Genomic DNA, 15,100 nt, shown 5'->3' with positions numbered 1-15,100 from the left:
TAGTTTCTATCATTATTTTTTATAAATTTTAAGTGTGTACTAAAGCCTACGGCTTATCTTAAAATTTTTATTTATAGCTTACAAATATAATCAAACTCATAGTGTACTTATTGCTCTTGCAATTATGAAAATGTTCTCATATATTCGTCTATATATTAACATAAAATGCATATTTGTCAACATTGACAAGGCAAATTAACAACAACTATAGTATAATATAACAAATATATATGGTATAATTAGTCCGAATAAATGGAGGATACAATGTCTATAAAATATGTAAATAATTTGGGCAAGGTAACTATAGATGACTCTGTTCTAAGTAATATTGTTGCTGCAACAGTTATGGAGTCATATGGAGTAGTGGGTCTTGCATCTCAAACAACAAAAGATGATATATATCAACTATTAAAACTTGAAAATATGAGTAAAGGTGTTGAAATACATAGGAAAGATGATGGTACAATCGCTATAAATATTTCTATATTTATCCTTTATGGAGTAAGGATAGCAGTTGTAGCCCAAAATATAATTGATAATGTGAAATATACTGTAGAAAAGTCTCTAAATGTTAGAGTTTCAGAAGTGAATGTTTTAGTACAAGGAATTGGTGAGTAGGTAAATATGAGAGAAATTGATGCTAATAAACTCCATCAGATGATTATAGGAGCTTATGAATTATTAAATGAAAATAGGGAAATGGTTAATGCCTTAAATGTATTCCCAGTACCAGATGGAGATACAGGGACAAATATGACCATGACAATGAAATCTGGAGTAGATAAGGTAAATCAATTAAATAGCGAATCTTGTGATGAGATTGCCAAGGCCTTATCCCAAGGAACACTAATGGGTGCCCGTGGTAACTCTGGAGTTATCCTATCCCAACTTGTAAGGGGCTTATCAAAAGCTATAAAAGGAAAAAGTGTAATTGAAACTGCTGATATTAAAGAGATATTTCAAATAGCAAATCAAACTGCATATAAAGCTGTTATGAAGCCTACAGAGGGAACAATACTTACAGTTAGCCAAAAAATGACTGATAAGGCAAATGAAGCATATACAGATGAGATAGAGCTAGATCAATATTTATTTGAAATCATTAGTGAAGGACAAATTGCTCTTGATAATACACCAAACCAGCTACCAGTTTTAAAAGAAGCAGGAGTTGTGGACTCAGGTGGTCAAGGACTGATAACTTTACTAAAAGGAGCTTTTTCAGCTTTAAATAGTGATATTGATATAAAAGATATTGAAAGTAAAAATATTGAAGTTAAAAAAGACCTTCCATATGAACTTACTTTTGAACTTGCTACTGCAGAAGAATCTTATCAAACAATTTTAGCTAACTTAGAAACTATGGCAGATGATATAGAAGAGTCGTTTGAAAATGATGTATTAAAGGCAAGCTTAAAAACAGATAATGTGTATGGTCTGCTTCAAATGCTAACTGTAGATGGGGAAATCATAAGAGCAGAACTAGTAAACCTAAAACCAAATATGGAAAAAGTAGCTGCAAAAAAAGCTAGCCAAGCAAAAAAATATGGTTTTATAGCAGTAAGCCGTGGGGAAGGCTATGACGCAATTTTAGAATCTATGAATATAGATGAAATTATCTCAGGTGGTCAAACTATGAACCCATCTACGGAAGATATTTTCAATTCTCTAGACAGGGTAAATGCTGAAAACATAATTATTTTCCCAAATAACAAGAATATTATAATGAGTGCCAAACAAGCTGCAGAAATTACAGAAAAAAATGCAGTAGTTGTAGAAACTAGGTCTATTCCTGAAACATTTGCTGCTATGCTAGAATTTGATGAAGACAGTGATATAGAAGAAAATTTAGAAAATATGACTGAAGCTATCAAAGACTTACACGTAGCAGAAGTTTCTATATCAATTAGAGATACTTCTATAAATGGCATAGAAATTGCTAGGGATGATTATCTAGGTATATTAGATGGAAATATTGTTACATCTAATGAAAAAATTGTAGATACAGTTATAAAAACTATTGACCATGCTCTAGAAAATGATAGCGACTTATCTTTAGTAACCTTATACTACGGAGAAGAGATAGATAAAAAAGATGCTAAGGATTTGGTTAAAAAAATCGGCAAAAAACATAAAGATATAGATGTTGAGCTAGTTTATGGTGGCCAACCAGTTTATTATTACACAATCACTCTAGAATAATGGACCTACTAGACCTAAAGGGTATAGGACAAAAGAAAAAAGAACTTTTAAGAAAGTTAAATATCTACACAGTTTCTGACCTTTATAATTACTATCCCACAAGTTTTGAAGATAGGAGAAATAAAGCTACTGTCATAAAAGCTAAGGCAAATGTAAAATATTATTTTCTATGGAAAATTACCTCAAGAGCCAAGCAGATTAGAACAAAAAGAGGAATTATTACCTATATTTATGCCCTAGAGGAAGAAAGTAATCAGAAAATAAAAATAATTTGGTTTAATGACAGGTTTTCTCATCAAAAACTAAATATATATGAGACCTATAAATTTTATACTAAAGTAAGTTTTGAAAATGGAATCTACCAAGCGGTAAATCCTATGTTTTGTGAGATGGATCAAGATGAAATAGGAAATATCATTGCAATTTATCCTCTTACAAGTGGTATAAATCAAAAGCAGCTTTCAAAATTTATAAGAGAAGGCCTTAAAAACTTTGATTATGATGAAGAAATATTTGATCAAAATATCTTGGATGAAATAGGTTTTAGGTCAAAATATGAAAACTTAGAAGAAATTCACTTTCCAAAAGATATAGAAAATCTAATGATGGCCAAGTCTCAGATAAAGGTAGCAGATTTTGTAAAAGAACTAATCTATATTGATTATATAAATAAAGAGCTTCAAAGTGAACAAAATTTAAAATTAACATACGATTTGGATAAGATATTATCTAAACTAGATTATAAGCTAACTAGGTCTCAGCTAATATCCTTAAAGGAAATTCTAGAAGATGCCAATAAGGATACTTTGATGAATAGGCTACTAATAGGCGATGTTGGGTCTGGAAAAACCATTGTCGCAATAATTGCTATGATAGTTTTTGCTTTAAATGGCCACCAAGCAGCAATGATGGTGCCTACAGAAGTTTTAGCCATCCAACAATACGAAAAAAACTTAGACCTTATTGAAAGTTTTGGTTTAAAATTAGCATTATTAACTGGATCTATAAAAAATAAAGATGACATCAAACAAAAACTTGCGACAGGTGAAATTGATATCGTAATAGGAACTCATGCTCTCATTCAAGAAGATGTGGAATTTAAAGATTTGCGTTTTGTAGTAAATGATGAGCAACATCGCTTTGGTGTAGGTCAAAGGCAAGCCTTGGGGCAAAAAGGAGAGAAAGTAAATTATTTAACAATGACAGCAACTCCTATCCCAAGAACTATTAGCTTAAGGTTATCAAAAATATTAGATTTATCAATGATAAATGAATTACCAAAGGGTAGAAAGCCAATTACCACCAAAGTAGTGACTGAAGTTATGGAAAATGCCCTTTTTGCTGAAATCAACCGCAATCTAGAGGCTGGTAGACAAGTTTATGTAGTATCAAATAATATTGATGCTGATGATAAAAATAGTGTAGAAAATCTATATAAAAGATATAAAAAACAATTCAAAAATAGAACTGTAAAAAAACTTCACGGCGATATGAAAGCTGCAGACAAGGATAAAACCTTAAAAGATTTCGCTGATGGCACGATAGATATTTTAATCTCTACAACGGTAATAGAAGTAGGAATAGATGTAGCAAATGCTAATACTATGGTAATCTATAATGCAAATTACTTTGGCCTATCATCCCTCCACCAATTAAGAGGTAGGGTGGGCCGTGGAAGTTATGATTCTTTTTGCTATCTAGTCAGTAAAAATGCTGATAATAATTCAAAGTTAAATATTTTAGTAAATAATGAAAATGGTTTTGAGATTGCTAAAAAAGACTTTGATTTAAGAGGTGGAGGCAAGATTTTATCATCCATCCAACATGGCAGAAATATCAGCCAAGTAGAATTTTTAAATATGTCTAGTAGCGAGATAGAAAAAAGTTTTGAAATATTTGAATACCTAAAGGCAGATGAATTTAAAGGTGTTAATTTTTCTTACATAGAGAAATTTTTTGAAATGGATAAGAGGATAATTTTAAATTGATGAGAGTAGTAGCAGGTAAATATAAGGGATTTAACCTTATAGCACCTAAAGGAAAAAATACTAGACCAACGGATAATAAAATAAAAGAAGCTATTTTTGATATGCTTTATCCTATGAAAACTAATGGCAATGCCCTAGACTTATTTGCTGGTAGTGGGCAAATGGGTATAGAGTTTTTATCTAGAGGAGTAGAAAAAGTTTATTTTAATGAGCCTGATAGGGCAAGTTTTAATGTTTTAAAACAAAATATCGAAAAGATAAAGGATGAAAATGCCGATATATCAAAACAAGATTATAAACTTGCTTTGGAAAATTATAAAAATAAGGGCATCAAATTTGACTATATCTTTCTAGATCCACCATACCATGAGGATTTTATCGAAAAATCCATTGATTTAATTATAAAATATGAATTGTTAAATGAGGATGGTATAGTAGTAACAGAATCAGATAAAAATATTAATATTTCTGATACATATGATTTATATTTATTGAAAGATAAAAACTATGGAAGGAAAATAGTTAAGATTTATACAAAATGAAAGTAATTTATCCTGGTACTTTTGATCCGCCAACCTATGGACATCTTGATATTATTGAAAGATTAAGCGTTATGTTTGATGAAGTTGTTGTTGCATTATTAATAAATGGAAACAAAAATCCAATTTTCACCCTTGATGAAAGGATAGAGATGATAAAATCTGACTTAGATGATCATAATATAGAAAATGTAACTATAAAAACTTTTGATGGCTTGATGGCAAACTTTGCAAAAAAAGAAAATTCTAGAGTAATTGCAAGGGGTCTTAGGGGCATGGCTGATTATGAATATGAAAAAAACATTGCAAGAGTAAATGAAGCTTTGTACGATGGACTTGAAACAATATATTTATTAAGTAATCCTGATTATTCATTTATAAGCTCAAGCATGGTAAAAGAAGTAGCAAGCTTTAAGGGAGATATATCTGCCTTTGTAAGCGATGATGTAGAATGTAAATTAAAAAAGAAATTTAATTACTAGGAGGGGAGTATATGGCAAGTACATTAACAGAACTAATAAACGAAATGGAAGATGTTATGGATGAAGCAAGTGCTGTTCCATTTTCAAGAAAAGTATCGGTGGATCCAGACGACATTTATGACATACTAAACGAGATGAAAGATTCTATGCCTCAAGAAATCAAACAAGCAGAATGGACTTATCAAGAAAAAGATAGAATCATCAATGAAGCGAATAGTGAGGCTGAACAAAGATTAGCTCAAGCTGATAAAGAAATTCAAAATTTTAAGGAACAAGCTAAAGCACAGTATCAAAAAATGATTTCAGAACATGAAATTACTCTACAAGCTAGAACAGAAGCTGATAGAATTTTACAAGAAGCAGCAACTGAAGCAAATAAAATCAGACAACAATCTTATGAGTATATAGACAAACTATTCTCATCATCATCTGAAAACTTCAGTAACTTAGCTCAACAATTAGAAAAAAATAGAAGATCTCTTCTAGAATCAAGATAGACATATAAAAGACGCCATTAGCTAGCTAATAGCGTCTTATTTTTTTTGTTAAATCTTGATTGATTTCTCTTCCTTGACCCAAATTATACATATTTGATGCATCAAGCATTTTTGATAAAATAATTTTATCAGTAGTAGAGAGCTTATCCATGTCCTTTTTAGTTAGGATTGGTTTACTTCTTGAATTACTAAATATATATTGAGATTTTTTGTTAAAAGCTAAAACCTTATAAAAATCAAGGTTATAGCCATTAAACTTAGTTTTATTATCTAAAACATAATTAAGGATTAATCTTTTTATCCTAGAGCTTGTATATCTATTTGTGCTAGCTTTTTCCAAAAAATCTGAGAAATTATCATTGCTTAAAGTTATTTTTAAAAGATAATTATCTAGCCCTTCTTCATAAGCGAGGATATCTGCCATAGGTTTTTTGTTTATTAATAACAAGTATTTAAATAAATTAAATTCGTATTCCATATTAGGTATGCCATAATTTTTTTTATTATGTTCAATAGCCTCGTAAGAAAAATCTGGTACGTGGTTTTTATAATCTTTAAAAAGATTCTTTCTAACAGCTGTAGAAGAAGAAATTTTCGTATTTTTTAAATCCTTATCTTTATTAAGAGATGAGATTCTTTTTATAGGGATAGGAATTATTTTAGAATTAATTTTTCTAATAGCCCTTATATATTCTAAAGCTAAAATATTGTTTGAACTTATAAAATTGTTATCACCCAAAATTTTGACTGTTGCATCATAACGAGCTTTGGTAAAGGAAGAAGAGCCTAAGTTTTCTTTAGTAAGTTTATCAAGCTGGTCATCCTTTTTTATTAAACTATCAACTTTTTTCAAAAAATCATTTGGATCTATATTTTCTATACCAAAGCATAGAAAATCCACACCTATTTTTTCTAAAATTTTAATAGATCCAAGGGCAAAGTACTCAGCAGATTGGAGAGTTATAAAGGCAGGCATTTCTATAACCATATCAAAGCCAGCTTTCATAGCAGTGCTAGATCTTTGAAATTTATCAATAACAGCTGGCTCGCCTCTTTGTACATAATCACCACTCATTATAGTAATAGCTAGGTCAGCTTTAGTTTTTTCTTTGGCCTTATCTAATAAGTACTTATGGCCGTTATGAAGGGGGTTAAATTCCGAAATTATTGCTAAAGTTTTCATAAAATCTTTATACCCTAATTGAATTATATTTCAGTTAAAGACTATATTTTTATATATATTTTAAATAATGTTACAAAATGGTTTCCAATAAAATACACAATATGGTATAATAATGTAAAGAAAATTTACATAGGAGGAATTATGATTTCTGCAAACGACTTAAGAAAAGGTGTTACTTTTGTATACGATAATGATGTTTATCAAGTGGTGGATTTCCAACACGTTAAACCTGGTAAAGGTGCAGCATTTGTTCGTGCAAAAATTAGATCAGTTATGGGTGGAGGTACAAAAGATGTAACTTTTAACCCAAATGAAAAATTTGAAAACGCTGTTATTACTACACGTGAAATGCAATATTTATACAATGATGGTACACTTTACTACTTCATGGATCCTGAATCATTTGAACAAATTGGTATAGAATACGAAGCTGTTGAAGAAGCTATTAAATATGTAAAAGAAAATGACTCAGTACAAATCAAATTTTACGAAGGAAACCCATTTAGTGTTGATGCACCAAACTTTGTAGAACTTAAAGTTACAGAAACAGAGCCAGCTATCAAAGGGGATACAGCTACAAATGTAACAAAACCAGCAACAGTAGAAACAGGTGCTGTAATAAACGTTCCAGTATTCGTAAACGAAGGGGACACAATTAAAGTAGATACAAGAACTGGAGATTACCTATCCAGAGTTTAAGGAGCGACAATGGCTAACAATTTTAGAAATGGTCAAGTAAAAATAGCAAACGAAATCCTAGACCAACTTGCAATAAGAGCAAGTGAAGAAGTTTATGGAGTTTGTGCGCCAAAATCTAACGATAACAAATTAAATCTTTCTCAACATGGACCAAAAAGTACAGTAAGTCAAGTAGATGGAAAATTACTAGTAGATCTTACAGTAAATCTTGATAAAAATGTAAATGTAAAGAAAACTGTAAAAGCTATCCAAGAAAATGTAGTAAGAGTAATTGAAACTATGACAGGTCTTAATGTGACTCGTGTAAATGTAAGCGTACCAAAATTAGTAATCTAATGAAACGTACTGAACAAAGAGAATGGGTTTTTAAACTCATATATGAAGATAGCATAAATAAAATATCAGATGTAGATAAAGTTTTAGAAAACCATGATATAGCTGGGGAAGATTTCATAAGAGCATCTATAAATTCTTATAATGAAAATTATGAATCTATAGAAAAAACTTTAGAAGATGCTTTAAATAAAAGGTATAACCGCCTATCCAGAGTTGAAAAAGCAATATTATTTTTAAGTCTAAATGAGATGACTTATATGGATATACCAGTATCAGTTTCTATAAATGAAGCTGTAGAACTAGCGAAAACTTACTCTGATAATAATGATTACCAAATGATAAATTCGGTTTTAGGAAAAATTGTAAGATCATAATATGTTAAAGGCACTTTCTGTAAAAGAATTTAATCAGTATTTTAAAACTAGTATCAAACACGATCCTATCCTAACAAGAGTATATATAAATGGAAGCCTGGCAAACATAAGGTTTAATGGCGCCCATTTATATTTTTCTTTAAAAGAAGCAAACGATATTATAGACTGTGTTATATATTATTATGAGAATAAGGATATAGATTTTGCTTTTAAAGAAGGGACGGATGTCTTAGTAAAGGGTAATTTTTCTTATAATAATTACTCATCTAGAGTAGTCATTATTACTAATGAAATAAAAGAAAATGGTGTCTCTGAAGAATATTTAAAGTTTGTCAAAATCAAAGAGGATTTTAAAAACAAGGGTTATTTTGATTTAGAAAATAAAAAAGCAATCCCTAAACTTCCTAAAAATATAGGCCTCATTACATCAAAAGATGGGGCTGCTTTAGTAGACTTTGTTTCTGTGATTAATCAAAAACCAAATAATATAAATATAAAACTATTTCCGGTTAAGGTCCAAGGGACTGATGCGGTCTCTTTGATATTAAAGGGTATAAGTGACCTTGAAAAGATGAATTTAGATGTAATTGTAATTACTCGTGGTGGAGGATCTAGCGAAGATCTTGCAGTATTTAATGATAAGGAAATTATTGAAAGTGTTTTTAGAGCAAAAACACCAATTATTTCTGCCATAGGCCATAAGATTGATACAACTTTACTTGATCTTGTAGCAGACTTATCCTTGCAAACACCAACAGAGGCAGGATCATACATCATTGCAGACTATACTAATATCGAAAGTGAAGTGAAGAAAAGTCTTTCACTAATGAAAGATATCATTAGTGGCCAAATAAGAGTTAATGAATACAAACTTGCCCTATTAAAACAAAACTTAAAAGCGGTTAATCCTAAAAATTATGTCATTCAAAAAGAAAAGGATGTAAAAAATCTAAAACTTGCTATGGATAAGACCTTAAAAAATAATTTAAGTTTTAATGAACACAGACTAAATTTACTTGAAACTAGACTTAAGGCATCTAAAAATCTTATAGAAGCTAGGAAAGAAAATATTGTTATTAAAAATGCTAAAGAAGAGGAAATTTTTTCAAAGTACTCTTTAAATACAGGTGAAGAGATAGAAATAAACTTTAGCGATGGAAGGATAAAAGCAGTAGTTACTGATGGATAAATCATTTGAAGAAAATTATAAAAAAATTGAAGAACTCTTAGAAAAATTAGAAGAAAATAAAGAAAATTTGGATGAGAGCATTAAGATTTATGAGCAGGCAAATAGCCTTTATGATAAGTTAAAAAGTCAGCTTGCTGAGTATCAAGCAAAAATTGAAGTGATAGGTAGCAATGAATAAAGAATTTTTTTTAAAAAATTTAGAGGAAAACAAATATTTAGTAGAAACTAGATTTAAGGATTATTTTGACAAAAATTATAGTTTAGCAGAACCTTTATTCTATGCTTTAGATGCTGGAAAGAGAATAAGGGCTAACTTATATTTTGAAACTTTAAAAATGCTTGGTAAAGAAATTACTTCTTTAGATATAGACTATGCCTTAGCTTTAGAAATGATTCATGCTTATTCTTTAGTTCATGATGACCTGCCAGCTATGGATGATGATGATATGCGTCGTGGTAAGCCATCATTACATATAAAATTTGGTGAGGATAAGGCAATTTTAGTTGGAGATGCACTTTTAAATGAAGCAGCAAGTATAATTCTTTCTCTAGCAACTAGTAATTCACTTTATGCTAAGGCGGGTAAATATTTATTTGACCACACAGGCTATAAGGGTATGATAGAAGGTCAGGATTTAGATTTAAGAAGACCAAAGACTTATGACAAAGATTATTTGCTAAATGTTTATGATAAAAAAACTTCTGATCTATTTAAGGCATCTATTATAAGTGCAGCTATTGTGTCTGACGCTAGTAATGAAGAATTAGAATTTTTAGAAAGTTATGCTTATAATTTAGGTTTAGCCTACCAAATCCAAGATGATTTATTAGAGGATACATATATAGATGAATTAAACATATTAAATATCATAAAAGAAGCTGGTGCAATAGATTTACTAGATGATATAAATGAAGAAGCTAAAAAGAGTATCTATAAATTTAACGATAATGATTTTTTATTATTCCTGGTAGATTACCTATCAGTACGTAAGAAGTAAGGGAAAATTATGAAAAAATACACTAGACAAAGACTAATTCTTGATATTATCCAAAATAATGAAGTAAAAACTCAAAGCCAGTTATCACAGATGCTTAGAGATCAAGGAGTAGATGCTACTCAAGCTACTATTTCTAGAGATATCAAGGAACTTAGAATATCTAAGGTACAAACTGATGATTATGAATATAAATATACTGTTGTAGATACTGTTCATGATTCACTTAATGAACGTTTGGAAAAAATATTTAAAGAATCTGTTCTTTCTGTAGAAAAAAGTGGTCAATTTTGCGTTATAAAAACTATTTCTTATTGTGCTACTGTATGTGGCCAATATATTACTAACTTAAAACTTGATAATATCCAAGGAATCGTAACAGGAATAGATACAATGTTTATTACACCTAAAGATTTTGATTTGCTTGATGATTTGATAGAAGAGCTAAGGGATATGGTTAAATAATGCTTGCTGAGCTATTTATAGATAATTTTGTAATCATTAAAAGAAATCACATATTTTTTGAGGATGGGTTTAATGTCCTAACTGGAGAAACCGGATCTGGAAAGTCCCTCATCCTTGAGTCTATAAATTTGCTTTTAGGTAAAAGAGCGGATAAGGATATAGTAGGCAGATTTGCTGATAAGACTGTTATTGAGGGAGTTTTTGAGCTTGATAAAAAAGCTAAAGATATACTAATCAATAATGGTGTTATTTTTGATGAAGGCGATAATAAGCTAATAGTGAATAGAACTATATCCCAAAAATCATCAACCCTTAGAATTAACGGTAGGGTAGCAAACCTTACTATCCTTAGAGAAATATCTCCTATTTTGATTGATGTCTACAACCAGGGCGATTCCAATGCCTTTATGAACAAGGCAAATTATATATACCTTATTGATAATTATTCTAATGACCAAGATACTATCGATCTTAGAAAAATGATTAAAGCCTTAGTTAATCAAAAAAATGAATACTTAGTAAAATATAAGAATCTAAATTTATCAGAGGAAGAAATAACTCGTGAACGTGATTTGATAAAATACCAAATCGAAGAAATTGAAAGAATCGACTTATTTTCAATAAATGAGGATGAGATAGATGAAGAGTATAAAAAGCTAAATAATATCAATGCTTTACATGAATCTATCGAAGCTACTAAGGAAGCTTTAGATAATAGCGACTATGATGTAAACTCAGTTTCTTCTATGCTTGGCACTATTCTAAGTGAAATTAATTCTTTTTCTGATATCGATAGTAAGGTAAGTGAGTTTTATGATCGTATATCTGCTTTAAATGATGAAATAAATGATATATATTCTGAGATGGATATCTACCAAGAAAGTTTGATAGGAGATCCAGAAAGAGCAGCAGAATTAGAAGATTTAATAGAACACATTTACAATTTAAAAAGAAAATATGGGTCTAGTATCGATGAAATAATCGCTTATTATGACCAAATATCAGCCAGGATTAAAGAATTAGATGAGATAGAGGATTTAAGAGATAATTTAGACAGTATACTAACAGAAATTGATCAAAAACTTGAAGAAAATGCAAATAAACTTCACGAAATAAGGGTTAATAAAAGTAAAATCTTAGAAGAAAATATAAACAAATCTATCAAAGATTTAAATATTAAAAATGGTCTATTTAAAATAGATTTTTCTAAAAAAGAAAATATAGATACTACAGGTCTTGATGAAGTAGATTTTTTAATAAGGACAAATAAAGGAGAAAGCTTAAAATCTCTTACAAAGACAGCATCAGGTGGTGAAATATCCAGAATAATGCTAGCCTTTAAAGAAATTTTTGCTGACTTTGATAATGTAGATACCATGATTTTTGATGAAATAGATACAGGTATATCAGGAAGAACAGCCCAAATTGTTGGTGAAAAGATTCTAGATTTATCTAAGAAAAGACAAGTAATATCAATCAGCCACCTTCCACAAATTGCATCTCTAGCAAGTAACCATATATTAATAAGTAAAGAGGATGTAGGAAATTTCACAATCTCATCTACTGAAAAGATAGAAGGAGAAAAACGCATATTAGAAATTGCAAGGCTAATAGGTGGAGTAAATATTACCGATATTACGATAAATTCAGCAAGTGAAATGCTAACTATGGCGGAGGAATTAAGAAATGAGCGAAAATAAATTTTACGAAACATCAATTAAATCTGATACTATTTATGATGGCAAAATTTTAAAACTCAGAGTTGAAACTGTAGAATTACAAAATAAAAAATATTCTAAAAGAGAAATTGTAGACCACCAAAAGGGAGTAGGGATTATAGCTTATGATGGTGATGATAAGCTATGGATGGTTAGTCAGTATAGGATAGCTGTTGATAAGGTTATGCTAGAAATCCCTGCAGGACTTGTTGATGCAAATGAAGCACCTATTGAAAGTGCAAAAAGAGAACTTCAAGAAGAAGTAGGATATTATCCAGAAACTATAGACTTCTTATTTACCATGCACGCATCTCCTGGATTTACAAATGATAAATTATTATTTTTTGAAGCCAAAGATTTAAGAGAATCAAAGTTAGAGCTAGATGAAGATGAAAATCTAGAAGCTAAGTCTTATCCTATAGATGAGCTTTATAATATGGTAGAAAATGGTGAAATAACTGATGCAAAAACAATTATTGCTATACAACATGCAGTAATGAATAAGAATAATTAATGGAATTTACGATTGAACTAGAGGGCTTTACAGGCCCTTTTGATTTGTTATTAAAGCTAATAGATAAAAAAAAGATAGATATATATGATATAAATTTAGAAGAATTAACTCATGATTACCTAGCTGAACTTGAAAAACTTGATCCAGCAATAGAAGATTTGAGTAGCTTTATTTATATTGCATCTGTGCTTTTAAATATAAAATCTAATAAACTTTTGCCAAAAGAAAAGGAAGAAAATTTAGAAGAAGACTTTCTTGCCTACCTCATAGAATATAAAAAAATAAAATCAGTCCAAGATGACTTAAAAATACTGGAAAAAGAGGCAAGGAAAATCCACAGCAAGTACGCTGAAGATTTGGCAAAGTTTGAAGCTGAAGAAGAAATAATAACTAAGGATGTAAAAATTTTAGCCAAACAATTTGAAAAACTTTTAAAAAGGCTAGAAAAAGAAGAACAACCAGAAAATATTATTTCTCAAATAAAAATGCCAGACGTGAATGATTATTTGAGTAGTTATAGGAAAGCCTTAGAAATAAGAGATAACCTAAAACTTGATTTAATAATAAATGAACTTCATACCAAAGCTGAGTGCATAGCAAGCTTTCTAGCACTTTTAGAACTTTTTAAACTAAAAGAAATATATTTAGACCAGAACCAAGGAAATAAATTTAATATAATAAAAAGAGAAGAAAATCATGGATAAAATTTATCTAAAAGGACTTATTGAAGAAGTCTTATATGTTTGGGGAGAGCCAATAGATATAAATGACCTTGCAGCAATAATTACCGATGCAGATAAAAATCAAATAAAAAAAGCAATAGATGAGATGGTAGTAGAGCGAAAAAATATGCAAAGTGGGTTATTGATTAATAATTTTGATGGTAACTATCAATTTGTTACCCGTCACAAACACGATAAATACTTTTCCGCCCTAGTTAAAAAAACAGAGAAAAAATTAACCTCATCAGCCCTAGAAACTTTATCAATTATAGCCTATAAGCAGCCCATAACTCGTGCTGAGGTAGATAAAATTCGCGGAATAAATTCCCAAACTACAATCGATAATTTACTAGACCGTGGTCTAATAAAAGAAAATGGACGATTAGAAAAAATAGGCAAACCCATTATATATGTAACTACTACTTTGTTTTTGCAATATTTTAACTTAAGCTCACTTGAGGAATTGCCGGAAATTAAAGAGTTAGAAGAGGAAATTTATGAGGATTAATAAATATATAGCCCAAGCTGGTTATACATCTCGTAGAAAAGCTGATGAATCAATCGCAGCTGGAAAAGTAAAAGTAAATGGCAAAGTTTTAAAAGAAATGGGCTATGATGTAAAAGATGATGATATTGTAAGCATAGATGGCCAAATATTAGAATTAGAAAAATATTTTTATTATAAGTTAAATAAACCAGTTGGCTATATAACAAGTAATTACGACCCTCATAATGAAAAAGATTTAAATAATTTAATCGATTTTGACGAAAGATTTTTTGCAGCGGGTAGGCTGGATAAAGATAGCCATGGTCTTTTGATAATTACAAATGATGGTGATTTTACAAACGCACTTATACATCCTTCATTTGAAATTAGCAAAGAATATATAGTAAAAGTTGATAAATTATTAAATGATAAACAAATTGAAAAATTTAAAAGTGGCCTTGATATCGGTAATGGCGAAAAGACCAGTAAATCTAATATTAGTAATTTAGCTGATAATACTTATTTAGTAAATATAAGCCAAGGATATAACCGCCAAATTAGAAGAATGTTTGATGTTTTCGGCTCAAAAGTGGTTGATTTAAAACGCACAAAAATTGGTGCTATATGTCTTGATAGTTTAGCAAGAGGAGAGTATAAAAAATTTAATGAAAAAGAAATGGATTTTGTTTCTTTGATAAAGGAATAGTTATCTA

General features: G+C 29.8%; 19 protein-coding genes. 18 read left to right on the top strand and 1 reads right to left on the bottom strand.

The annotated features are described in order from the left end of the window. The first annotated feature begins 264 nt into the window (after positions 1-264). The 6 genes from ACCQ40_RS06130 to ACCQ40_RS06105 are packed head-to-tail and all read left to right on the top strand — an operon-like array spanning position 265 to position 5,705. A complete protein-coding gene (locus ACCQ40_RS06130; protein WP_410033036.1) occupies positions 265-618 on the top strand; it encodes an Asp23/Gls24 family envelope stress response protein in 354 nt (117 codons plus the stop codon). A gap of 6 nt (positions 619-624) precedes the next feature. Then, positions 625-2,199 (top strand): DAK2 domain-containing protein, encoded by a 1,575-nt coding sequence (locus ACCQ40_RS06125; protein ID WP_410033035.1) that lies wholly within the window; start codon positions 625-627, stop codon positions 2,197-2,199. Then, positions 2,199-4,187 carry an ATP-dependent DNA helicase RecG gene (locus ACCQ40_RS06120; protein ID WP_410033034.1) on the top strand — a complete coding sequence of 663 codons (1,989 nt, stop codon included), beginning with the start codon at positions 2,199-2,201 and terminating at the stop codon, positions 4,185-4,187. The genes ACCQ40_RS06125 and ACCQ40_RS06120 overlap by 1 nt, the downstream gene beginning before the upstream one ends. After that, positions 4,187-4,729 (top strand): 16S rRNA (guanine(966)-N(2))-methyltransferase RsmD, encoded by a 543-nt coding sequence (rsmD, locus tag ACCQ40_RS06115; RefSeq protein ID WP_410033033.1) that lies wholly within the window; start codon positions 4,187-4,189, stop codon positions 4,727-4,729. The genes ACCQ40_RS06120 and rsmD overlap by 1 nt, the downstream gene beginning before the upstream one ends. After that, positions 4,726-5,208 (top strand): pantetheine-phosphate adenylyltransferase, encoded by a 483-nt coding sequence (coaD, locus tag ACCQ40_RS06110; RefSeq protein WP_410033032.1) that lies wholly within the window; start codon positions 4,726-4,728, stop codon positions 5,206-5,208. Before rsmD ends, coaD begins: the two co-directional genes overlap by 4 nt. Positions 5,209-5,219: 11 nt before the next feature. After that, positions 5,220-5,705: an ATP synthase subunit B family protein gene (locus ACCQ40_RS06105; protein ID WP_394011398.1), complete on the top strand. Its 486-nt coding sequence runs from the start codon at positions 5,220-5,222 to the stop codon at positions 5,703-5,705. Positions 5,706-5,730: 25 nt separating this feature from the next. Here ACCQ40_RS06105 and ACCQ40_RS06100 read toward each other — a convergent pair whose 3' ends face one another. Then, positions 5,731-6,888, bottom strand: coding sequence for a nucleotidyltransferase family protein (locus ACCQ40_RS06100; protein WP_410033031.1), 1,158 nt, complete (start codon positions 6,886-6,888; stop codon positions 5,731-5,733). A 141-nt stretch (positions 6,889-7,029) separates the two neighbouring features. On the opposite strand from ACCQ40_RS06100, the gene efp reads away from it, so the two are divergent. The 12 genes from efp to ACCQ40_RS06040 are packed head-to-tail and all read left to right on the top strand — an operon-like array spanning position 7,030 to position 15,093. Then, on the top strand, positions 7,030-7,587 hold the full coding sequence (gene efp, locus ACCQ40_RS06095) for an elongation factor P (protein ID WP_410033030.1): 558 nt from the start codon (positions 7,030-7,032) through the stop codon (positions 7,585-7,587). A gap of 9 nt (positions 7,588-7,596) precedes the next feature. Further along, a complete protein-coding gene (locus tag ACCQ40_RS06090; protein ID WP_394018374.1) occupies positions 7,597-7,923 on the top strand; it encodes an Asp23/Gls24 family envelope stress response protein in 327 nt (108 codons plus the stop codon). Continuing rightward, the gene (gene nusB / locus ACCQ40_RS06085; protein ID WP_394018372.1) at positions 7,923-8,297 is read left to right on the top strand and encodes a transcription antitermination factor NusB; all 375 of its coding nucleotides are present in this window, start codon (positions 7,923-7,925) and stop codon (positions 8,295-8,297) included. The genes ACCQ40_RS06090 and nusB overlap by 1 nt, the downstream gene beginning before the upstream one ends. Position 8,298: 1 nt before the next feature. After that, a complete protein-coding gene (xseA, locus tag ACCQ40_RS06080; protein ID WP_410033029.1) occupies positions 8,299-9,486 on the top strand; it encodes an exodeoxyribonuclease VII large subunit in 1,188 nt (395 codons plus the stop codon). Continuing rightward, a complete protein-coding gene (xseB, locus tag ACCQ40_RS06075) occupies positions 9,479-9,664 on the top strand; it encodes an exodeoxyribonuclease VII small subunit (protein ID WP_410033028.1) in 186 nt (61 codons plus the stop codon). The genes xseA and xseB overlap by 8 nt, the downstream gene beginning before the upstream one ends. Continuing rightward, complete coding sequence (locus tag ACCQ40_RS06070) at positions 9,657-10,484, top strand: polyprenyl synthetase family protein (RefSeq protein WP_410033027.1); 828 nt, start codon at positions 9,657-9,659, stop codon at positions 10,482-10,484. The genes xseB and ACCQ40_RS06070 overlap by 8 nt, the downstream gene beginning before the upstream one ends. 9 nt (positions 10,485-10,493) lie before the next feature. After that, complete coding sequence (locus tag ACCQ40_RS06065; RefSeq protein WP_394011406.1) at positions 10,494-10,946, top strand: arginine repressor; 453 nt, start codon at positions 10,494-10,496, stop codon at positions 10,944-10,946. Beyond that, positions 10,946-12,646 (top strand): DNA repair protein RecN, encoded by a 1,701-nt coding sequence (gene recN, locus ACCQ40_RS06060; RefSeq protein WP_410033026.1) that lies wholly within the window; start codon positions 10,946-10,948, stop codon positions 12,644-12,646. The genes ACCQ40_RS06065 and recN overlap by 1 nt, the downstream gene beginning before the upstream one ends. Continuing rightward, positions 12,633-13,178: an NUDIX hydrolase gene (locus ACCQ40_RS06055; RefSeq protein WP_410033025.1), complete on the top strand. Its 546-nt coding sequence runs from the start codon at positions 12,633-12,635 to the stop codon at positions 13,176-13,178. Before recN ends, ACCQ40_RS06055 begins: the two co-directional genes overlap by 14 nt. Beyond that, positions 13,178-13,882, top strand: a complete 705-nt coding sequence (locus ACCQ40_RS06050; RefSeq protein WP_410033024.1) for a segregation and condensation protein A — start codon at positions 13,178-13,180, stop codon at positions 13,880-13,882. The genes ACCQ40_RS06055 and ACCQ40_RS06050 overlap by 1 nt, the downstream gene beginning before the upstream one ends. Then, the gene (gene scpB / locus ACCQ40_RS06045; RefSeq protein WP_394018364.1) at positions 13,875-14,408 is read left to right on the top strand and encodes an SMC-Scp complex subunit ScpB; all 534 of its coding nucleotides are present in this window, start codon (positions 13,875-13,877) and stop codon (positions 14,406-14,408) included. Before ACCQ40_RS06050 ends, scpB begins: the two co-directional genes overlap by 8 nt. Beyond that, positions 14,398-15,093 (top strand): pseudouridine synthase, encoded by a 696-nt coding sequence (locus ACCQ40_RS06040; protein WP_410033023.1) that lies wholly within the window; start codon positions 14,398-14,400, stop codon positions 15,091-15,093. The genes scpB and ACCQ40_RS06040 overlap by 11 nt, the downstream gene beginning before the upstream one ends. Positions 15,094-15,100: the final 7 nt, after the last annotated feature.

The sequence above is a fragment of the Anaerococcus cruorum genome (assembly GCF_046365495.1).
In the GTDB taxonomy this organism is placed as follows: domain Bacteria; phylum Bacillota; class Clostridia; order Tissierellales; family Peptoniphilaceae; genus Anaerococcus; species Anaerococcus cruorum.
Note: the sequence above shows the minus strand (reverse complement) of the source record. Positions and strands in the feature narration are given on the sequence as shown.